We start from the raw sequence: 18,767 nt of genomic DNA on the forward strand, positions 1-18,767 counted from the left end.
GGGGTCAAACTTTTGCCAATTTTATGCGCTGGGTTTGACAAACAGGTTTTCAGGAAATTTTATCTCTGCTCTGCAAAAACCAATTTCGACATGTGCATTCAGAAACATCCTAGCCTGTTACTTCGAAGCCGGTGAACCAGCCCGCACATACCATCAGCGTCTATATCGGGCGAAGCCCGAGTCGAAGGCCCTTGCGCTTTGGCCCGAGGAACGAGGGACAAAACGCAAGGGCAGTAAGCTTTCGAGGTGTTTTCGCTATAGTGGTTTCGCCACCCTCGCCGCCGGAGGCACGCTTTTTGTTTTTTAATGGATCATAACTGCATCAGGAGAGAGGGCCTGTGTGCCGGCTGGCATTGCCGACAAACCCTTTGATGCTGTTTTGGAGATAGAAAAGCTCCCGAAGCCTCAGGGGCCCTTCCATGTCGAGGAAGGGCAGCACCAGAGGGTCGGTCTCCAGGATGGATTTGAGGACGCTCAGCTCCAGGTCCGCGCCCACCTGTCCCCGGCTGATCTCCGAGGTGACGATGGAGTCCCACAGCCGAAGCTGCTCCCTGTGCTGCCAGAGCACCCGTTCCCCGAACTCAAAGCTGCCGTAGTGGCCGTAGCAGAGGCGCTCGGGTTTAAGCTCCATGAGGGTCTCCAGGCTTTGCAGGGAGATATCGTAATAAAAGGGAGGCGGGGTGGAGGGCCGCATGTAGGAGATCCCCAGAACGCCCGGGAAACAAGCCCCGGCAGCCTCTCCGGTGAACAGGTAGCGATCCGTCTGGTAGCTCACGTGGTGGGAGGCATGGCCCGGGGTGGGCACGGGCATCACCGAATTGGACATAAAGCTCTCGGCGGGCACAAGCCTGCTTTCGGACACGGGGCGCACCGGCCCGTACTGCACGGCCGTCTCGCCCAGGACCTTGGCCGTGCTGAGTTCCAGTTGATGGGGATTCAGCAGGTGGGGGATCCCCCGGCTGTGGCACACCACCTGGGTCTCCGGGAAAAAGACGGCCAGGTCCCCTGCGGCCCCGGCGTGGTCGATGTGCACATGGGTCAGCAGGATGTAATCCAGGCGGCTCACCCCAAGGGATTCCAGGGCCTTGACCAGGGCCCCTGCCGTCACCGACGGGCCGGTGTCCACCAGAAAGGTGACGTCCCCCACATAGATCCAGGCGGAGAGAAAGCTCTCGTACCCGGCGATGGGGGGATTGAGGCCCACCATAAAAAGGTCATCCGACACTTTGTACAGGATATGTTCCATAGGCTCTCACAGGGTTTGCCGGTCCTTGAGCAACTCTTCCAGATGACTTAGCAGACGCTTTGCGGCCGGATCCTCACCGCCCGGGCCCTGAAGGCTCGCCCGGAATATGGTCAGGGCGGTGAGGCGGTCTTCCGGGGTGCGGAGCAACTCCGGCAAGGTGCTGATGGCCAGCTCCCGGTTGAAATTCAGCAACTGAACCTGCTCGCCCACCACCTTTTTGGCCTCCCGCTTGGTCATGTCCTGAAGGTGTTTTCGCCCCTTCATCAAGGCCTTGAGGGTCACCAGTTCCTGTTTGTCCACCACCTGTTTCACGCGACCCAGGGCCACGAGCCCGCGCATCAGCCCCTGGAAAAAGCCCCCTTCCACCATACGTGAGATCCAGTGGTCCCCGCCGTTCTCTTCCAGGGTGCCGACCCCCACATCCAGGGGGGTGTCCGGCATATCCACGGCTTCCTGGAAGAAAAAGTGGGCCATGGGGTTGTCGTACATGCTGTAGAAGAGAAGCTCGCAGGTGCTGTCCCGCAGGTCCCGGTATCCGTCGAGGAGGGCCACCAGGGCGTCGGAGTACGCTCGCTCCACCTTGCGGAAGGTGTTGTCCGCCGGGGCCTCCATGCGATGCTCCCGCACATAAGGGGTCCAGGCGCTTGCGGCGCGGGCCGCGGGGTTCATGCTGGAGACGGCATAGAGCCGTTGCCTCAACGGGGAGCTCTCCCGGATCAGGGTGGCGGTGAGTTCCGTGCCCCAGGGCTTCATCAAGGGGCTCACAGCGGATTCGTAAAGTTCGGCGATCATCTCCGAGGTCTTGCGCACATGCTCGAAGGGCCGGGCGTTGTAGTCGCCGCCGCCCCCATGCAGCTGGGAGAGGTCCCGCACCTCGAATCGAGCCTCGCCGTCCTCCTTGATCACCATCTCATAGAGGCCGGGGGCAAGGCGCTTGGCAAGGTCGACGCAGTCGATGAGCTCCTTGTGCTCCCGCTCCACCACCTTCCGTGAGACAAAGATGCCCAGGTGCCCGACCTCCTCATGGAGGAGATACACAATGATCTGGTTGCGCGCCTTGATGTCCTCCACCGAGCCCCAGACCCGCTCGATCCACCCCAGGGCCTGCTCGGGCGGTGTGATGTTGTCTCCCCTGGAGGCAAACAGGATCACCGGGTCCTTGAGTTTCCTCAAGTCCACGATCTCGCCGCTGCCCCCCTCCACCTGCCCCTCTTCCAGGCGGTTGCCCACAAAAAGGTCCCGGACCACGAACTGAATCTCCTCCTTGGTCATGAAGACAAACCCGTTCCACCACCGTTCGAAGAAGATGTACCGGTCCCTTTCGGTGTCCACCGACTGCCAGAGGTTGTAATCTTTTTTCCAGAGGCTGTTGGACGGGTTGAGGTCTTCAAAGCCCCAGACCAGCTGGGCCCCGTCAAACAGGCCGTTGCCCAGGTCCGCGGAGAGGGAGGCCAGCCAGACCCCGCCGAAAAGCCCCCCGCGGTAGCGCATGGGGTTCTGGGTGTCGCGCCCCGCCCAGTAAGAGAGGGGTGACCCGTTGAGAATCAGGGGGCCTGTGATGTCAGGGCGGTCCGCTGCGATGAGGGCGGCGGCCCATCCCCCCTGGCAGTTGCCGATGATGGCCGGGCGTTCCGCCTCGGGGTGGAACATGCGGATCACTTTCAGAAATTCAATATGGGCCTTGAACACATGGGCCAGGGTCTGGCCCCGCACCGGCTCCTGGGTAAAGATAAGAAAATAGACGGGGTGATTCTTGCGCATGACCATGCCCACCTCGGACTCCTTGCGAAACCCTCCGATGCCGGGCCCGTGGCCGGCCCTGGGGTCGATGATGACCACGGGCCGTGCGTCCGGGGCAATCTCCTGCCCCTCCTCCGGGGTGATGCGTGCCAGGGAGTAGTTCACGGGATTGTCCAGGTCGCGTCCGTTGAAGATCACCTCGTAGTCAAAGTGCAGCACCGGGGGCAGTCCTTTGCGGTTCTCCTCAATAAAGTTGTCTCCCTGCTCCCTTTTGGTGTCGAGGAAAAGGGTCATGCGCTGCCCGAAATCGACCTGATAGGCAAGGGCCTCCTGCATCAGGGCGGCCCCTTCCGAAAACATGGGCATATAAGCGGTAAAGGGGTTTTCCATGGGTACCTCCCCTGAAAAAACAAGTGGGTTGTGTGTTGGGGTGACTCATGTCTCAGTGACACCGAGGGCGTGGATGGGCAAAAAAACTCTCCGGCTGCTGGGGCCGATGGGAAGACAAGGGCATGGGGCGAGCGCCAAAGGGGCGTCTCAGGTATGACTCAACGGGGTCGCGGGATCGGCCTGCAAAGAGCCGCAGGGGGCTTCAGGCGTCTTTTTCCGAGGGCCGGGCAATCATCACCGAACAGCTGGCCTTGTGGGCCACGCGCTTGGCGATGCTGCCGAAAATCACCAGCCCCATGCCGGAAAGACCGTAGGAGCCCAGGACGACGAGGTCGCAGCCAGACTCATCCAGGTGGTTGAGGATCTCCGTGGAGACATGGCCGTCCAAAACCACGTACCGGACCTTCACCCCCCCGGGGATGGTGGATGCATAGTGTTTCTGGAGCTTCTCTTCCACCTGGAGGACCAGGTTGCTGTCCACGCTGTCGTCAAAGGTCACCGAGGTGAACACGGGGTTGTCGAAATCCGTCACCACGGGGTTCACCGGGGGCGGCACCACGTGAAGCACTTCCAGAACCGCATCAAATTTCTTTGCAAGGGTTGCGGCGGTGCGAACCGCCACATCGGCGTTTTTGGAAAAATCGGTGCAGCATGCAATGGTCTGGAAGGTCATGGTCCCTCCTTCATGTCGGCACGGCGGGCCGAAGGGATTCGGCGTAAACCGGCATCGTTGGTGAGGTATCGAGGATGGGCTATATTATAAAGGAGTTGGTAAGGCAAATCAATGTGTATCCCCTCCATGCGTCGCCTCCCTTTCCAGGAGAAGCCGGAAGCCCACGTCATCGGCTGAAAAGTGTGATGAGGCCACGGGGCGGAGAACCATACCGGCATCCCCGGGGGCGTCGGCCCATCCTCCCCCCACAATAAGGCCGGGGGAGCCCCCGTTGCCGGGATCATCCAGCCACTCCCAGACATTGCCCACCATGTTCACCAGGGCCACGGCCCCGGATCCGGCGGGCCTGGGGCCGCACCGATCGCACCGGGCACCGCCCTGGATCCATGCCCCGCAGGGATATCCCTCGTACCCCACGCAGTTGTTCCCCGAAAGGCAGGGTGTTTCCGGCCCCGAAAGGGCAAGGGCCCGTTGCCACTCCCGGGAGGTGGGCAGCCGGAACCGGCCCAGGCCCATGATGTTCATGCGGGCCACAAAGGTATCGACCTCACGGCGGGTGACGCTCTCCACCGGGCAATTGTCTCCGCAGGCGATGAACCACGAGGGGTTGTACCCCATCACCATGCGCCACTGGGCCTGGGTCACCTCACTGGCCTGGAGGTAAAGCGGATGGGAATCCTCCCCTGGAATCCGCACAAACACCATGCCCGGCATCACGGCAACCGTGGCCTCCGGCTCCCCGGCCACCCGAACCCGGGCGCCTGAGGCAAGGGTGGCAAGGGTGGCAAGGCGCTCCTGGGCGGATCGCCGCCGGTCTGTGTCCCGCTGGGAGAAAAGGACCCTGCCGGTACCCAGGTCCACCACTTCCAGGAAAAAATCGCCCCGGCTGCCCACACCAGCCCAGCGCCCCCGGGCCCCGAGTTCGGCCTCAAACACCTCCCCCACAAGGGCCAGGCAATCGGCAACCGAGGCCTCGTCTTCGCCACAGAGCCCCAGGGCAGCGTTCACCCCGTCCCCTTCAAAGAGCCTAAACCCACGGGACAGATGGGTCACCAGCGTCTCCTGGAAATAGGAAACCTCTGCCTCAGGCCTGCCCGGAGCGTCAAAGGGAAACACCACAAGCCCCTGCCCCAGGGCCTGGGAAGCAAAGGCCAGAACAACCCAAAAGGGAACCAAACGGACCATCGTCATCGCACCCTCCCGGCACGAAACATGTCATGAATCCGATATAAGATGACTGAGAAGTAAATGAAGGGCGACTTGCGCCCCGATCAAGTGGGGGGAAAACTGAGAATCCGAACAGATACGTCGCAGCCGGAAAACCCCGGCCGGAAAGGGGCAGTGCCCCGTACACCGTAAGATAAAAACCAGGCAAGCAGTGCGTAAAAAAAGAAGACAAGACGTTCTTTTATTATGACTCAACGCGTCGAAATGTCAACAGATGACAGGGTGGCTGTTGCCCCAGGACCAACGGATTTAAACTTTTGCCTCCGGCGGCCCTTCCGGGGGACAAACGCCTGAAAAGTTTGACAAACAGGCTTCGGTTTTTTTGGTGTGCACAGCGACCTTGCATGGCCCATCTTATTTTTACGTTTTACCGGAAAGTTTTTGCGGAGCTTTTTTCAAAAAGCGACCCGCCGGAGGCAACTGAACTGTTACATGCGCTGGCCCTGGCTGTTGCCCCCTTTTTCGTTTTCCGTGCCGATCACCGGTGGTATAGTGAGGGTGCATTACCACTGGTGTCACACGACGCCCCCTTCCGACCACGTGAGCATGTCAACCGCCACCCCAATGAGCGAGGCAGCCATGGCCCTGATCCCCCCTTACACCCCCCCGGACTTTTCCGCGGAGCCCCTGGCCTCCGCCCCGGTCATCACCACGGAAAAGGCACCCGCCGACGGTGTGGCCCCGGATGAATTCCACGCCACCAGCAACCATCCCGAATACGTCCACGTCGCCCCGGGGACCTGGGTTCTTTTACGAAAAAACCGTATGGACACGGTGATTCGAATGGACGGGGAGACCCCCGAGGCCGTGGAAGCAAGGCGACTGAAAAAAGGAGACTGGGTGGTGGTGGGCCGCGGAGAGGAGGGGGAAAAAGGGGTTTATATTCACACAGACGGGTTTGAACAGAAGGAGGGGCCGTCCAAAAAATTCGCCTTCATGACCAGAGGCAGCCGGGAGACCCCCTTCTCGCGAAGCTACGATCACCTCTACGACATCCTCCGGCACGAAAAAAAAGAGGGGTTCATCACCTGGGTGCTGGGCCCGGCCGTTGCCTTTGACAAGGACAGCAGAGACGCCATGGCAGGGATCATCCGGGAGGGGTACTGCCACGCCCTCATGGCCGGAAACGCCCTGGCCACCCACGACATGGAGGCCGGTGTCTACGGCACGGGGCTGGGCCAGGACATCTACACCCGGGAGCTCAAGCCCCTGGGCCACTACCACCACCTGGACCTGCTCAACAAAGTGCGTCGCACAGGCTCCATCCCCGCGGCCTTAGAAGGGCTCGGCATCACCGACGGCATCATGCACGCCTGCGAGACCTGCGGGGTGCCCTACGTCCTGGCCGGCTCCATCCGGGACGACGGCCCCCTGCCTGAGGTGGAGACCCACACCGGCCGGGCCCAGGACCGCATGCGGGTCTTTGCCGCCCAGGCCACCTGCGTCATCACCCTGGCCACCCAGCTCCACACCATCGCCTTCGGCAACATGACCCCGTCCTACCGGGTCCTGGACGACGGCACGGTACGCCCTGTCTTTTTCTACGTGGTGGACATCAGCGAGTTCTCCGCAGACAAACTGGCCAACCGGGGATCGGCCCAGTCCACGGCCATCCTCACCAATGTGCAGGATTTTATGATCAACCTTGCCAACAACCTGATCCCATGAACCAGACCATCCGCATCATCGGCGTCCCCATCGACCTCGGCCAGCACCGCCGCGGGGTCAACATGGGACCGGACGCCATCAGGTACGCCGGCCTTGCCGAGCACCTCGCCCGCCTGGGCTACCACGTGGAAGACCGGGGCAACATCCACGTGCCCGTGCGGGACACCGTGCCCGAGGTCCAGACCGTGGCCGAAATCGCCCGGACCTCGTCGGCCTGCTACGACCAGGCTCGCAAAGCCATTGAAGACGGCACCATCCCCATCTTCCTGGGCGGGGACCACACCATTGCCGTGGGGTCCGTGGGGGGCGTCACCCACGATGCCCCCTGCGGGGTGGTGTGGATCGACGCCCACGCCGACTTCAACACCCCGGCCATCTCCCCCTCGGGCAACGTCCACGGCATGAGCCTCTCCATCCTCCTTGGCAACGGGCACGACGCCCTGGTCTGTTGCGGGCGCAGCGGGGCCAAGATAAGGGCCGATCAGGTGGTCCTGGTGGGCATCCGCGATCTCGACCCCTTGGAAAAAGAGGTCCTTGCCCGCTCTGGCATCACCACCTTCACCATGCGGGACATCGATGAGATGGGCATGAGCCGCGTGGCCCGGGAAACCGTCTCCCGCCTCTCCCACCTGGGGCGCCTCCACGTAAGCCTGGACATGGACAGCCTGGAGCCTGCGGGCGCCCCGGGGGTCGGCACCCCGGTGCCCGGCGGCCTCACCTACCGGGAGGCCCACCTGCTCATGGAGATCCTGGCCGATTCCCACCTCCTGAGCTCCATGGACATCGTGGAGATCAACCCCATCATGGACACCTCCAACCAGACCGCCACCCTGGCCGTCAAACTGGCCGTCTCCCTCTTCGGCAAACGCATCCTGTAAGGCTGACGTAAAAATCTTATCGATTGCGACGGTACCGGGTCTGCACCAAGGCCCCCAGATGGACATCGGTGCGCACATGCTCAAAGGCCATGGCCTCGGAAAGCTCACCGAACAGCGGGGTGCCGCCACCTAACAATACGGGTACCGTGGTCAGGGTCATCTCATCGACGAGGTCCTCTTTCAGGAAACCCTGCACGGTCTTGCCGCCGTCGATTTAGAGGTGGTCATGCCCCCTGCCGTGAAGGGTCTTCACAACCTCTGCAAGGGTACCTCCAACCAGCTCGGCCTTCCCCTCATACCCCTTCGGCAACGACTTAAGGGTACGGCTCAGGACATACACCGGTTTGCTGTACGGCCAGTCGCAATCAAAGCCACAGACCGCCTCAAAGGTCCGTCGCCCCATGACGATGGCGTCGATGCCACCCATGAATTCCCCCCACCCGAAGTCCAGGTTGTCCGGGTTGGGCACGGACTGCAGCCAGTCCAGACCGCCGTCCCTGTCCGCAATGTAGCCGTCCAGGCTGATTCCTATGTACACACTGATTGACATCGCTGCCTCCTGTATTGAATGAGTGCCGTGATGAATGACTGGACCCCATCGGCCAACATGACAACACGCGAAAGATACGGTTATGGAAGTGATGACGAGAGAAGAGAAACAAGGCAGGGTTAAGCAGCTGAGTGTCAGCTATGAAAAACAGCCTCCGGCGGCCCTGCCGGGGGCCAAACTTTTAAAAAGTTTGATAAACAGGTCTTATGAACGTCTCGGCTCCGCTGAACGTTATCAGCGAGCCGACTGTTTTAAATGTACGGGCATGTATCGAAAAGCGGCCCGCCTGGGGCAAGCCGAATAGGCACAAGAGAAGAAAGCCTGCGAGCACCCCATGCAGGGCCCCGCAGGCTCATCTGTGGTTACACGCCATGGGCATCATGGGGAGCGGTCCCGTCGTCGAGTTCTCCCACGAGTTTTTCGGAAGATCCCGGGCCCCGGTCCTTTTCCTGCCTGGCCAGGGCCTCCTTGGAAAAATCCACCAGGACCATGCCGGAGAACTTCTCCTGGTTGTAGAACTCCACCCGGTAGAGCATGCCCGCCTTGTCCACGGAAAAACGGCGCTGGATGTTGCGCTGGGAGATGGGAATCCCGGATTCGTTGCGGATATTCTTCTGGGTAAAGCCGATGACGTTGACCCTCAGCCCGGAGGTGGGATCCACAGTGAACTCCTCCCGCACCGGGACAATCTCCCCGAAGGCCACCTGCCTGCTCACCCCGTCCACGGTCATCTGAACGGAATCAACCGAGGTGTCGTACTCGAAATACTCCGGGTGCAGCCAGGTAACGCGCCTGTTTCCGTAATAGATCCGAACGCCCTGGCCGGTGTCCACGGCGGCCATGAGGGGATTGCTCGGCGAGAACTCCATGGGGTTCTCTTTTTTCAAGGGGATGTACCGCAGGTTGTTCCGGGCGTTTTTGACGTCTAACACGATGCGCTTGTCGTTGAGGGCAAAGCTCACGTTGCCGTTGATGGCGTGCTTCACCCCGGCAGAGGTCAGGTCAAAGCGCCTCTGGAAGGTGATGTCGAGTTCCTTGAAAAAGGACTCGATGGCACGGATGTGGTAATACGCCCGCTCATGGGTGGGCAGCGACTTGCTGGCCTCGATGCCGAAGGCAGGCTTGTTGTTGCGGATGGTAAAGTAGGTGAGGGTCTTGGCCATCTCCACGTTGCCCTCACGGGTTCGGGTGTTCATGAAGGTGTAGGTGTGGGACGGGTCGAGGAGGGTATTGTTGACCTTTTCAACTGTTCGGGTCGCCATCTCCGAGAGGTTGCCGAACCGGACCCCCTCCAGGGCATCCTGATCCGCGATGACGCACTGCCCCCAGCGGTTGGGGTTGTGGAGCCGGTCGATGTACGTGTCCCGGTAAAACCCGCTTCCGTCATGGAGGTTCAGCACCAGGTCCACCTCATCGTTCAAGATGAGTTTCTTGATCTTTTCGATGGTGCCGTATTCCGGGTCGCTCTCCTTGATGTCGGCGAACTTGCGGTTCAGGTCCCCGTACACGCCCCTGGAGCGCTTGATGATGCTGAGAAAATTGAGGTTGGGAACCACCCAGACGCTGCCGGAGGTGATGGTATAATGGGTGGTGATGATGGACGCTGCGTTAAAGCCCCCCGGCTCGTCGCCCTGGATGCCCCCCACAATGAGGATCGTGTTTCCGGGAACCCCGGACTCCATCTTATGAACGGAAAACTCCAGGGACGATGCAAAGGCCGCCGACGTTGATACGATGGCGCAAACGACTAGTGCGATGAATCTCAGCATGATTGCAACTTTACCTTAATATGCCATGGTTCAAAACGGACCCCGAGGTAATTCCCTTTGCTGTACCGGAGTTTGATGTAGCCCAGGTCTTCGAGTTTTTTGTAGATGGGGGTGTCCGTGAATTTTTCCGTAAAATTGAGCACCCCGAACCCCACCTGGCCCACATCAAAATCGCCGACGCCGTGGAAGGAGTATCCCGGGGGAGCAAGGGAGCGGGAGGCCAGGGAGAGGTTGCCGTCGTTGCTGTGGGCTTTGCTCAAAAAGAGCATGAACTGCTTGGTGACGCTTCGCAGGCCCGAGGTGAGGATTACGTCATCACCGATGTCTTTTTTGATTTTCTTGTACATCTCAAGGGGGAGCCCCTTGTACAGGTAGTTTCCCGTGTAAGGGATCTTGACGGCCTTGGGTTCGTCAATGGTGTCGGTGAGATTCTTCAGGGGCTTGTCCCCCATGAACCCGTAGAGAAAGCTGTCCTCATAGAAGATCATCTCCATGAAGTCCAGCTCCTTCTTGGTAAACCGCCCCACGCTGGTGTAGGCTTTGGCTGTTTTAACGGCACCATCGAAGCTCAGCAGGGCAAAGTGACCGTGCCCCACGATGCGTTGGATACGTTTCAGGCGACTCAGGGCGCTTTTGAGGGTCACTTTCTGGTCGGCACGGAGAAAGATATCTTCGGTGTGCTTTTCGTCAAAATTCTCAATCTTATTCAGGTAATCCTTGATGTACCGGTCATCGATGGGCTGCACCTCGTCTTTGAACACGGACATCCACGCAGCGTAAGCCGGTGACGGGACCATGGACCCAAGGGTACCTGCGGCAGCAAGCCTCAAAAAATCTCTTCTGTTCATAATCACCAGAAAAATAAAACGTTAGTATCACTGCCGGCGCACCATGTTTCAGCCCGCCTCACAGCCTTTGCCGACAGTGTATAATTGCGTATCAACCTACCATAACACGTCACCCGGATCAAACCTGCCACAAGAAAATCCAGTCGAAACCTGGGGCCCTTTGCATGCCGTCATGCCACATGAAATTCAGCATTCGCACACACGGATTTCGCTTCATTTTTTCCGGCTTGGCCGCATCGCCGTTTTTTCCTTTCCGGCCGGGGCCTGCCCCTGTCTTCTTCCCCCGGGTATAAACCTGTGATATGACCCTTCTGAGATAAAAGCCCGGGCAGGCACACCTCCCATGGGAAAAAAGATTTTCCCGCACGCCCCAGTGCCCGACACAACCACACGGTTTCCAACACGTTCCGAATCTCCAAGGAGTCACCATATGAACCGCACCGAACACGCTCTTCTCACCCTGTTCCTTGCAGCGCTCCTCCTGCTGACCTCGGCATGTGCCACCAAACAGCCCGCGCGGACCGCAGGCGCTCCCCGTCCCTACAAAGTCCTGGGCAAATGGTACCAACCCCTGGCAACGGCCGACGGGTACGACGAGGTGGGCATCGCCTCCTGGTACGGCCCCAAGTTCCACGGCAAGCCCACGGCAAGTGGCGAGACCTACGACATGCACGCCATGACCGCCGCCCACAAGACCCTCCCCCTGGGCACCATGGTCCGGGTAAAGCACCTGGGCAACGGCAAAGCCGTCACCTTGAAAATCAACGACCGCGGCCCCTTTGTGGGCAAGCGGATTATCGACCTCTCCAACAAAGCTGCCCATGCCATCGGCATGGTGGGCACCGGCACGGCCAAGGTGCGCGTCACGGCACTGAAGCCCAAAAAAACCGCTGCGGCCAAGCCCCTGACCCGGGGTGATTTCGGTGTTCAGGTCGGCGCCTTCAGCAACCGAAGCAATGCTGAGACCCACGCGGCCCGCCTTGCCGACCGGTACAGCCTTCTTCCCGTCAAAACCATGGAGGGGCCAGACGGCCTCAACCGGGTGGTGGTGGGACGCCTCCTCAACAGGGAAGCCGCCGTGGACCTGAAGCTCCGCTTAATGGAAGACGGCTTTACCCAGGCCTTTATCCTCTCCCTATAGGACAGATTCGCATGCCCATCACCACCGTATTCATTGATCGCGACGGAGTCATCAACCAGGACTCCCCCCACTACATCAAAACCGTGGACGAGTTCCACTTTCTTCCCCGAAGCCCCGAAGCCTTTGCCCTCTTGAAGGCCCACGGCCTCTCGGCCATGGTCATCACCAACCAGTCCGTCATCGGACGGGGCTGGGTCACCCGAAAGACCCTCTCGGCCATCTTTGACAAGATGACAGCGGGCATTGAAGCAGCCGGGGGCTCGGTGGACGGTATCTTTTTCTGTCCTCACACCCCGGACGACGGCTGCGCCTGCCGGAAACCCAAGCCCGGGCTCATCCACGACGCCTGCAACACCCACGGCATCGACCCCGCCTCCTCGGCGATGATCGGGGACAGCGCCAAGGACATCCTCTGCGGCAAAGCCGCCGGGTGTGCCGCCACCGTGCTGGTGCGAACCGGAACCCCCGACAAGGCCCTGGCCGCACTGGACGCCGAAGGCCAGCGCCCCGACCATGTGGCAGACACCCTCTTCGACGCGGTCCGCTGGGTCTTAGACACCTTGGGCTCGTAGCAAGGCAGATCCATGAACACCATCACCCTGTCCGGACGCATCAAACGCATCCGCTACCGAAACGAAGACAACAGCTACACCATTGCTGACCTTGTCACCGACGACACCGGGGTCACCATCACGGTGGTGGGGACCCTTGCGGGCATCGACCTGGAGGACCGGCTGCGCCTGTCCGGCACCTGGGAGAAACACCAGCGTTTCGGCGATCAGTTCCGCATCAGCGAGTACGAGCTGATCTTTCCCGAAACCGGGGAAGAGATAAAAACCTACCTCAAGCGCCTGGGGGTCAAGGGCCTCTCCACCCCCAAAATCCGAACCCTGGTGGAGCGATTCGGCGCCGAGACCTTAAGCGTCATCGAAACCTGCCCGGAAAAGATCACCGGCCTCAAGGGATTCGGCAAGAAGACCATGGAGAGCCTGCGCGAGGCCCTCACCCGCCAGATGGAGGTCAAGCGCCTCATCGCCTTTTTAAAGGAACACGGCATCCCCGTGTCCCAATGCGCCCCCATCCACAAGCGTTACGGGGCAAAGGCCACCGAGTGCATCACAGACAATCCCTTTACTCTACTCTTCGACATAAACGGCATGGACTTTAACACCGTGGACCATGCGGCCCTCTCCCTGGGGATCGCCGAAGACGACCCAAGAAGGGTCCGGGCCTGCCTCCTTTTCGTGCTGGAGCAGTTCACCTCGGACGGCCATGTCTTTGCCCCTGCAGGCAGCCTCATCACCCGCTGCATGGAGCAGCACCACATGGAACACGAGCCCCTCACCGCGGCCCTGGAAGAGCTCAAGGCCAAGGGACGCGTTATTTCAGAGCCCCTGGAACGGAACGGCGAAGCCATCCAGGCCGTCTACCCCAAAGAGCTCTTCCGGGCCGAAGAGGGCATTGCCCGGCGCCTGGCCATGATGCTCTCCATGCCCGAAGAGGCCCCCGCCATCACCCGGGAGGAGATCCTGGAGACGGTGCTGTCGCGCCTGGCCATCAAGCTCTCCGACGAGCAGCTCGAAACCCTGGAGGAGATCCTCTGCCACCGTGTGGCCGTCATCACCGGGGGCCCGGGCACGGGAAAGACCACCCTGGTACGCTCCATCGCGGCCCTGTGCGACCACCTGAACCACGAGACCGTCATGGCAGCCCCCACAGGCCGGGCCGCCCGGCGCATAACCGAGGTCACCGATAAAAAAGCGTCCACCCTGCACAAGCTCCTGAAATACGACTATGCCACCGGTGCCTTCGAGCACAACCGGGACAAGCCCCTTTCCGGCGACGTCTTCATCATCGACGAGGTCTCCATGGTGGACACCCTGTTGATGCACCGCTTCCTGGACGCCGTACCCGTTGAGGCCACCGTGGTCTTTGTGGGGGATATCTTCCAGCTCCCCTCGGTGGGGCCGGGCAACGTCCTGTCGGACCTCATCGCCTCGGACCGCCTCAAGACCTATGCCCTCACCCGCATTTTCCGCCAGGCCCAGGAGAGCCCCATCGTCATGAACGCCCACAAGGTCCGCACCGGGGAGTTCCCCGATGCCAACCCGGAAGAAGGCAAGGGGCCTTCGGAGTTTTACTTCATTGAAACCGGTGACCCGGTGAAGGTGATGCAGCGGGTGGTGGAACTCTGCGCCAAGCGGATCCCGGCCACCTACGGCTACACGCCCCTGGAGGAGATCCAGGTGCTCACCCCCATGCACAAAGGGGACGTGGGGACCATCAGCCTCAACGTGGCCCTGCAGGAAGCCCTGAACGAAACCGGAGATGCCCTCCAGTCCCTCGGGCGCACCTTCCGCGAAGGCGACAAGGTGATGCACCTGAAAAACAACTACGAAAAAGAGGTCTTTAACGGGGATATCGGGATCATCTGCGAGGTGAACAAAAAAGAGAAGACCCTGAAGGTGAATTACGAGGGAAGGAAGGTGGCCTATGAGACCGAAGAGCTGGACGAGCTGACCCTGGCCTACGCCATCAGCGTCCACAAATCACAGGGATCGGAGTACCCTGCCGTGGTGGTGCCCGTTACCACCCAGCACTACCCGCTGTTGCAGAGGAACCTCCTCTACACGGCCATGACCCGGGGCAAAGAGCTGGTGATCCTTATCGGCACCCGGCGCGCCGTGGAGATCGCCCTGTCCAACAACCGGCCCAACATGCGCTGCTCCCACCTGGACCGACGCCTGGCCGGGATGTCCTAGAACCGGTCAAAAAAAGCATGCCTCCGGCGACCAGGGAATGCTCTTTCGCCTTCGCGGCTCTGGCTCAGGCTCATCACCGGTGATTGTGAATCGTTGGAGTCAAAAAAGAAATAATCCAAGAAGCAGAAGCATGTATCATGCTAGGCGTCTTCGGTGCCTTTCTTGGCGGGAAGGGGGACCTTGAACAGGGGGACACCCTCTTTTTCGAGGACTTTTTCCTCTTCCGGGGAACTCACCCCCCGGATGTTCCGGGGCTCGGAAACGCCGTAGTGGATTTTCAGGGCTTCCTTGGCAAAGTTGGCCCCCACGTCGTCAAAGTTCTGCTCCATGAACTCCACGATCTTGGCGCTGACGTCTCCCACGGCAAGGCCGCTGCTCTGCCGGGGACCCGACGGGGCGTTCACCGCCTTGGGGATGGCAAAGGTGCTGGGAACGATAAACACGTTTCTGTTGTCGCAAAAGGGACAGGTAACCAGCCCCTGTTTCTGCTGGTCTTCAAAGGCTGTCTTGTCGTCGAACCACCCTTCAAAGGTATGTCCGTTGGCACACTGCAGGTCAAAGGCTATCATACTATCACCGGTATCGATGGGATCGCTAATGATCAAATATAGGGTTTACGCGGAATCCGGCCGTCATGGAACGGGTATACATACCATACTTGAACCATGGGTAAACAGTGATTTTTTCCTTCCAATGGGGCGGTGAGTTTGTATATGGTAAACCATCCCGAGGGGTGGGAACCACACCGCCCAGATGACGATACGCCATCGCCACGGGAGATAATGTTTTAGTTAAATTGGGATGTCCATCTGGACCGCTTCAACGGTTCACCAGGGGAACGGAAAAGGCGGGTTGCGCCCATGCACCTTTCCGGGCCCCTTAAATATTGACAACACCGGAACGCCTATCCGAACCATGAACCCGGAAAGGGGCACAACGTCACTTTCCGAAGGTCCCGTTCCAATGCCCCTCACGTGCTCTTGATCCAGGGGCCCAACGCGCAGGAGTCAACCATGAAAATCAAAGCTCTCATTACAGCTTGTCTGCTCTTTTCCGCGGCACCGGCCGCAGCCCAAACCCTGTACATCACCGACCGTATCAACGCGACCTTTCGCGGCGGCCCGGGGACCGAGTACAGCATCCTGAGGGGACTGCCCTCGGGCACGGCCGTGGAGGTCGTCGAGGATGGGGAGAAGTGGACCCGTGTCACCGTGGACGGAGAGGCCGAAGGCTGGGTACTGACCCAGTGGCTGGTCCCCACCCCCACCAAAGGGGTGCTCCTTGACAAGCTCCAGGCCAAGCACGACCGGGTCCTCAAATCCCGCACCGAGCTGAAGGGCCAGCTGGCAGAGCTGAAGAAAGAGAACAACGAGCTGAAAAAGAACCTGACCGACACGGAAAAACGCGCCACCGAATCCGGCCAGGCGTATCAGGAACTCAAAAAGAAATCCGGCAACTTCCTGCAGCTGGAAGAGGACTACAAGGAGACCAAGAACCAGCTGGCCAACCTCTCCAAAAAGGCGGACATCTTAAACGACCGCCTGGCCAAGAAGAACATGATCTGGTTCCTGGCCGGAGCCGGAGTCCTGCTCGTGGGCTTTATCATCGGCTCCAGCTCCCGAAAGAAGAGAAGTTCATATTATTAATGTAGGGGATGCGTCCCGCCCGGGACTGCCCGCTGCGGGACCGCCCCTTTTAATAAAGATGTCATGGGGCCTCTGCCGGCCGTGCCCGGATAACACGCATCGCACAGCGTCACGATTTTCATCGTTACCGAGGCCTTTATGAACATCACGTCTGATTTTCTCGTTATCGGGTCCGGCGTCGCCGGACTCACCTTCGCCCTGAAAGTCGCCGAACACGGCACCGTCACCGTCGTTACCAAAAAGGCGGTCTCCGAAAGCAACACCGCTTACGCCCAAGGGGGCGTGGCCGCCGTCCAGAGCGACATCGACTCCTTTGACCTTCACATCAAAGACACCCTTGACGCCGGGGACGGCCTCTGCAACCGGGATGTGGTGGACATGGTGGTCACCCAGGGCCCCGAACGCGTCAAGGAGCTCATCGACCTCGGGGTCAAGTTCAGCCTCTGCGACGACGATGCCCACAGGGCGCCCGGCACCGACTACGACCTGGGTCGCGAAGGGGGTCACTCGGAAAAGCGGGTCCTCCACGCAGAGGACATGACCGGCCGGGAGATCGAACGCGCCCTGGTGGAGCAGGTCCGCGCCACCCCCGCCATCACCCTCCTGGAAGAGCACATCGCCATCGACCTCATCACCGTCTCCACCCGGGTCAAAAGCGGGATGATCACCACCACCCGGGATACCACCTGCTGCGGGGCCTACGTCCTGGACAAGGCCGCCGACACCGTCAAAACCATCGCCGCCAAGGTGACGGTCCTGGCCTGCGGGGGCTCGGGCAAGGTCTACCTCTACACCAGCAACCCGGACGTGGCCACAGGCGACGGCATTGCCATGGCCTGGCGGGCAGGGGCCTCCGTGGCCAACATGGAGTTCATGCAGTTTCACCCCACCTGCCTTTACCACCCGGAGGCCAAGAACTTCCTCATCTCCGAGGCCGTGCGCGGGGAAGGGGCCGTGCTGAAAAACGAAAAGGGCGAATGCTTCATGGAGAAGTACGACCCCTTGAAGGACCTGGCCTGCCGGGACAAGGTCTCCCGGGCCATCGACTCCGAGCTTAAAACCAGCGGGGCCGACTCGGTGTTTCTGGACATCTCCCACAAGGACCCCGCCTTTGTCAAAAAACGCTTCCCCAACCTCTGGCGACAGGGTCTGAAGTTCGGCTTCGACATGACCAAAGACCCCATCCCGGTGGTGCCCGCCGCCCACTACATGTGCGGCGGGGTGGCCACCGACCTGGACGGGCGCAGCGACATCAAGCACCTCTACGCCATCGGAGAAACGGCCTGCACGGGCCTCCACGGCGCCAACCGCCTGGCCAGCAACTCCCTTCTGGAAGCCCTGGTCTACGCCCACAACGCCGCGGCCAGTGCCATCGAAGACGCCAGGGCCTGGAAGGCATCGGACGTTCAGCTCCCCCGCTGGGACGACGTGGGCGCCACCGACAGCGACGAGGTGAGCCTTCTCACCACCAACTGGGACGAAATCCGCCGCTTCATGTGGAACTATGTGGGCGTGGTGCGGTCGGACAAGCGCCTCTCCCGGGCCCTGAACCGCATCGAAAACATCCAGAGCGAGATCCGGGAGTACTACTGGAACTTCCGCGTCACCGCCGACCTCATCGAACTGAGGAACATCGCCGTGGTGGCCGAGCTCATCATCCGAAGCGCCATGAAAAGGCGCGAATCCCGGGGGCTCCACTACACCATCAACTGCCCCGAGAAAAACGACGCCGCATGGCTGCGGGAGACCGTGCTGAAACGCACCCTCACCAACATATAAGACAGGAACAACGTAACTGTTCAGCTCAAACAAGCCTCCGGCGGCCCTGCCGGGGGCCAAACCTTTGAAAAGTTTGACAAACAGGCCTTAAGCAAGTCGTTCCAGGCTTCGCCGAAATAGGTTCGACTTTTTCGGTCCATTGGGGATATTTTTTACGGAGTTTTTTTCATAAAAGCGCCTCCGGCGGCAAGGTGGCCAAAAGATAAAAAGGGCCATGGAGATCAACTCCATGGCCCTTTTGTGTCTGATTCGTAAAAATGACTTAACAGCCTGTTGCCTGACATTCTGCAGGGTGTGCTTGCGCACCATCTGTTCGGAAAACCGACGCCTTTTGCCATGTCTATGCTGCGTGAAGGTCACCCGTGCATGGGGCTTCATGACCGTTACGATCCTTCGGCGGTGCGCAAGCGCACCCTACCTCACATCCCCTGCACCGTCGGCAACGCGTCA

17 protein-coding genes are annotated in these 18,767 nt (G+C 60.3%); 8 read left to right on the forward strand and 9 right to left on the reverse strand.

The genetic code is table 11. From position 1 onward, the window contains the following. Positions 1 to 322: 322 nt before the first annotated feature. The 4 genes from MSL71_RS04280 to MSL71_RS04295 all read right to left on the reverse strand — a co-directional run bounded on the left by MSL71_RS04280 (position 323) and on the right by MSL71_RS04295 (position 5,240). Positions 323 to 1,246, reverse strand: coding sequence for an MBL fold metallo-hydrolase (locus tag MSL71_RS04280; RefSeq protein WP_180137412.1), 924 nt, complete (start codon positions 1,244 to 1,246; stop codon positions 323 to 325). Between the two features lie 6 nt (positions 1,247 to 1,252). After that, positions 1,253 to 3,376: a DUF3141 domain-containing protein gene (locus tag MSL71_RS04285; RefSeq protein ID WP_180137413.1), complete on the reverse strand. Its 2,124-nt coding sequence runs from the start codon at positions 3,374 to 3,376 to the stop codon at positions 1,253 to 1,255. 202 nt (positions 3,377 to 3,578) lie between these two features. Beyond that, a complete protein-coding gene (locus MSL71_RS04290) occupies positions 3,579 to 4,049 on the reverse strand; it encodes a universal stress protein (protein ID WP_180137414.1) in 471 nt (156 codons plus the stop codon). Between the two features lie 108 nt (positions 4,050 to 4,157). Then, complete coding sequence (locus MSL71_RS04295; protein WP_180137415.1) at positions 4,158 to 5,240, reverse strand: formylglycine-generating enzyme family protein; 1,083 nt, start codon at positions 5,238 to 5,240, stop codon at positions 4,158 to 4,160. Between the two features lie 615 nt (positions 5,241 to 5,855). On the opposite strand from MSL71_RS04295, the gene MSL71_RS04300 reads away from it, so the two are divergent. Continuing rightward, the gene (locus MSL71_RS04300) at positions 5,856 to 6,944 is read left to right on the forward strand and encodes a putative NPN-dependent ornithine cyclodeaminase (RefSeq protein WP_180137416.1); all 1,089 of its coding nucleotides are present in this window, start codon (positions 5,856 to 5,858) and stop codon (positions 6,942 to 6,944) included. Then, positions 6,941 to 7,822 (forward strand): arginase, encoded by an 882-nt coding sequence (rocF, locus tag MSL71_RS04305; protein ID WP_180137417.1) that lies wholly within the window; start codon positions 6,941 to 6,943, stop codon positions 7,820 to 7,822. Before MSL71_RS04300 ends, rocF begins: the two co-directional genes overlap by 4 nt. A gap of 16 nt (positions 7,823 to 7,838) precedes the next feature. On the opposite strand, the gene MSL71_RS04310 is transcribed toward rocF, so the two are convergent. Continuing rightward, entirely contained in the window at positions 7,839 to 8,018 is a 180-nt protein-coding gene (locus MSL71_RS04310; RefSeq protein WP_218950943.1) for a dihydrofolate reductase family protein, read from the reverse strand. Between the two features lie 18 nt (positions 8,019 to 8,036). Next, entirely contained in the window at positions 8,037 to 8,372 is a 336-nt protein-coding gene (locus MSL71_RS04315) for a dihydrofolate reductase family protein (RefSeq protein ID WP_218950944.1), read from the reverse strand. Positions 8,373 to 8,454: 82 nt separating this feature from the next. Here MSL71_RS04315 and MSL71_RS04320 point away from each other — a divergent pair, with 82 nt between their 5' ends. Further along, a complete protein-coding gene (locus tag MSL71_RS04320; RefSeq protein WP_180137418.1) occupies positions 8,455 to 8,676 on the forward strand; it encodes a hypothetical protein in 222 nt (73 codons plus the stop codon). A 58-nt stretch (positions 8,677 to 8,734) separates the two neighbouring features. Here MSL71_RS04320 and MSL71_RS04325 read toward each other — a convergent pair whose 3' ends face one another. Together MSL71_RS04325 and MSL71_RS04330 are read right to left on the reverse strand one after the other, a co-directional pair. Further along, the gene (locus MSL71_RS04325; protein WP_180137419.1) at positions 8,735 to 10,141 is read right to left on the reverse strand and encodes a M14 family metallopeptidase; all 1,407 of its coding nucleotides are present in this window, start codon (positions 10,139 to 10,141) and stop codon (positions 8,735 to 8,737) included. Continuing rightward, positions 10,135 to 10,989: a D-alanyl-D-alanine carboxypeptidase family protein gene (locus MSL71_RS04330; RefSeq protein WP_180137420.1), complete on the reverse strand. Its 855-nt coding sequence runs from the start codon at positions 10,987 to 10,989 to the stop codon at positions 10,135 to 10,137. Before MSL71_RS04330 ends, MSL71_RS04325 begins: the two co-directional genes overlap by 7 nt. A 430-nt stretch (positions 10,990 to 11,419) precedes the next feature. Between MSL71_RS04330 and MSL71_RS26640 the strand changes: the two genes are divergently transcribed. From MSL71_RS26640 to recD2, 3 genes are read left to right on the forward strand one after another with little or no spacing between them, the layout of a single operon-like run. Further along, a complete protein-coding gene (locus MSL71_RS26640) occupies positions 11,420 to 12,130 on the forward strand; it encodes a septal ring lytic transglycosylase RlpA family protein (RefSeq protein ID WP_180137421.1) in 711 nt (236 codons plus the stop codon). 11 nt (positions 12,131 to 12,141) lie between these two features. Beyond that, positions 12,142 to 12,702: a D-glycero-beta-D-manno-heptose 1,7-bisphosphate 7-phosphatase gene (gmhB, locus tag MSL71_RS04340; RefSeq protein WP_180137422.1), complete on the forward strand. Its 561-nt coding sequence runs from the start codon at positions 12,142 to 12,144 to the stop codon at positions 12,700 to 12,702. A 12-nt stretch (positions 12,703 to 12,714) separates the two neighbouring features. Next, entirely contained in the window at positions 12,715 to 14,892 is a 2,178-nt protein-coding gene (recD2, locus tag MSL71_RS04345) for an SF1B family DNA helicase RecD2 (protein ID WP_180137423.1), read from the forward strand. 140 nt (positions 14,893 to 15,032) lie between these two features. Here recD2 and MSL71_RS04350 read toward each other — a convergent pair whose 3' ends face one another. Further along, positions 15,033 to 15,461: a DUF1178 family protein gene (locus MSL71_RS04350; RefSeq protein ID WP_180137424.1), complete on the reverse strand. Its 429-nt coding sequence runs from the start codon at positions 15,459 to 15,461 to the stop codon at positions 15,033 to 15,035. A 444-nt stretch (positions 15,462 to 15,905) separates the two neighbouring features. Between MSL71_RS04350 and MSL71_RS04355 the strand changes: the two genes are divergently transcribed. Then, complete coding sequence (locus MSL71_RS04355) at positions 15,906 to 16,538, forward strand: TIGR04211 family SH3 domain-containing protein (RefSeq protein WP_180137425.1); 633 nt, start codon at positions 15,906 to 15,908, stop codon at positions 16,536 to 16,538. 138 nt (positions 16,539 to 16,676) lie between these two features. Further along, positions 16,677 to 18,317, forward strand: coding sequence for an L-aspartate oxidase (nadB, locus tag MSL71_RS04360; RefSeq protein WP_180137426.1), 1,641 nt, complete (start codon positions 16,677 to 16,679; stop codon positions 18,315 to 18,317). Positions 18,318 to 18,767 lie beyond the last annotated feature (450 nt).

Source organism: Desulfoluna butyratoxydans (assembly GCF_900699765.1).
GTDB classification, from domain to species: domain Bacteria; phylum Desulfobacterota; class Desulfobacteria; order Desulfobacterales; family Desulfolunaceae; genus Desulfoluna; species Desulfoluna butyratoxydans.

What these genes read in the sequence shown, in the direction of transcription:
- MSL71_RS04280 (WP_180137412.1), bottom strand. Translation starts at nt 1,246, where the DNA reads ATGGAACATATCCTGTACAAAGTGTCGGATGACCTTTTTATGGTGGGC.
- MSL71_RS04285 (WP_180137413.1), bottom strand. Translation starts at nt 3,376, where the DNA reads ATGGAAAACCCCTTTACCGCTTATATGCCCATGTTTTCGGAAGGGGCC.
- MSL71_RS04290 (WP_180137414.1), bottom strand. Translation starts at nt 4,049, where the DNA reads ATGACCTTCCAGACCATTGCATGCTGCACCGATTTTTCCAAAAACGCC.
- MSL71_RS04295 (WP_180137415.1), bottom strand. Translation starts at nt 5,240, where the DNA reads ATGACGATGGTCCGTTTGGTTCCCTTTTGGGTTGTTCTGGCCTTTGCT.
- MSL71_RS04300 (WP_180137416.1), top strand. Translation starts at nt 5,856, where the DNA reads ATGGCCCTGATCCCCCCTTACACCCCCCCGGACTTTTCCGCGGAGCCC.
- rocF (WP_180137417.1), top strand. Translation starts at nt 6,941, where the DNA reads ATGAACCAGACCATCCGCATCATCGGCGTCCCCATCGACCTCGGCCAG.
- MSL71_RS04315 (WP_218950944.1), bottom strand. Translation starts at nt 8,372, where the DNA reads ATGTCAATCAGTGTGTACATAGGAATCAGCCTGGACGGCTACATTGCG.
- MSL71_RS04320 (WP_180137418.1), top strand. Translation starts at nt 8,455, where the DNA reads ATGGAAGTGATGACGAGAGAAGAGAAACAAGGCAGGGTTAAGCAGCTG.
- MSL71_RS04325 (WP_180137419.1), bottom strand. Translation starts at nt 10,141, where the DNA reads ATGCTGAGATTCATCGCACTAGTCGTTTGCGCCATCGTATCAACGTCG.
- MSL71_RS04330 (WP_180137420.1), bottom strand. Translation starts at nt 10,989, where the DNA reads ATGAACAGAAGAGATTTTTTGAGGCTTGCTGCCGCAGGTACCCTTGGG.
- MSL71_RS26640 (WP_180137421.1), top strand. Translation starts at nt 11,420, where the DNA reads ATGAACCGCACCGAACACGCTCTTCTCACCCTGTTCCTTGCAGCGCTC.
- gmhB (WP_180137422.1), top strand. Translation starts at nt 12,142, where the DNA reads ATGCCCATCACCACCGTATTCATTGATCGCGACGGAGTCATCAACCAG.
- recD2 (WP_180137423.1), top strand. Translation starts at nt 12,715, where the DNA reads ATGAACACCATCACCCTGTCCGGACGCATCAAACGCATCCGCTACCGA.
- MSL71_RS04350 (WP_180137424.1), bottom strand. Translation starts at nt 15,461, where the DNA reads ATGATAGCCTTTGACCTGCAGTGTGCCAACGGACATACCTTTGAAGGG.
- MSL71_RS04355 (WP_180137425.1), top strand. Translation starts at nt 15,906, where the DNA reads ATGAAAATCAAAGCTCTCATTACAGCTTGTCTGCTCTTTTCCGCGGCA.
- nadB (WP_180137426.1), top strand. Translation starts at nt 16,677, where the DNA reads ATGAACATCACGTCTGATTTTCTCGTTATCGGGTCCGGCGTCGCCGGA.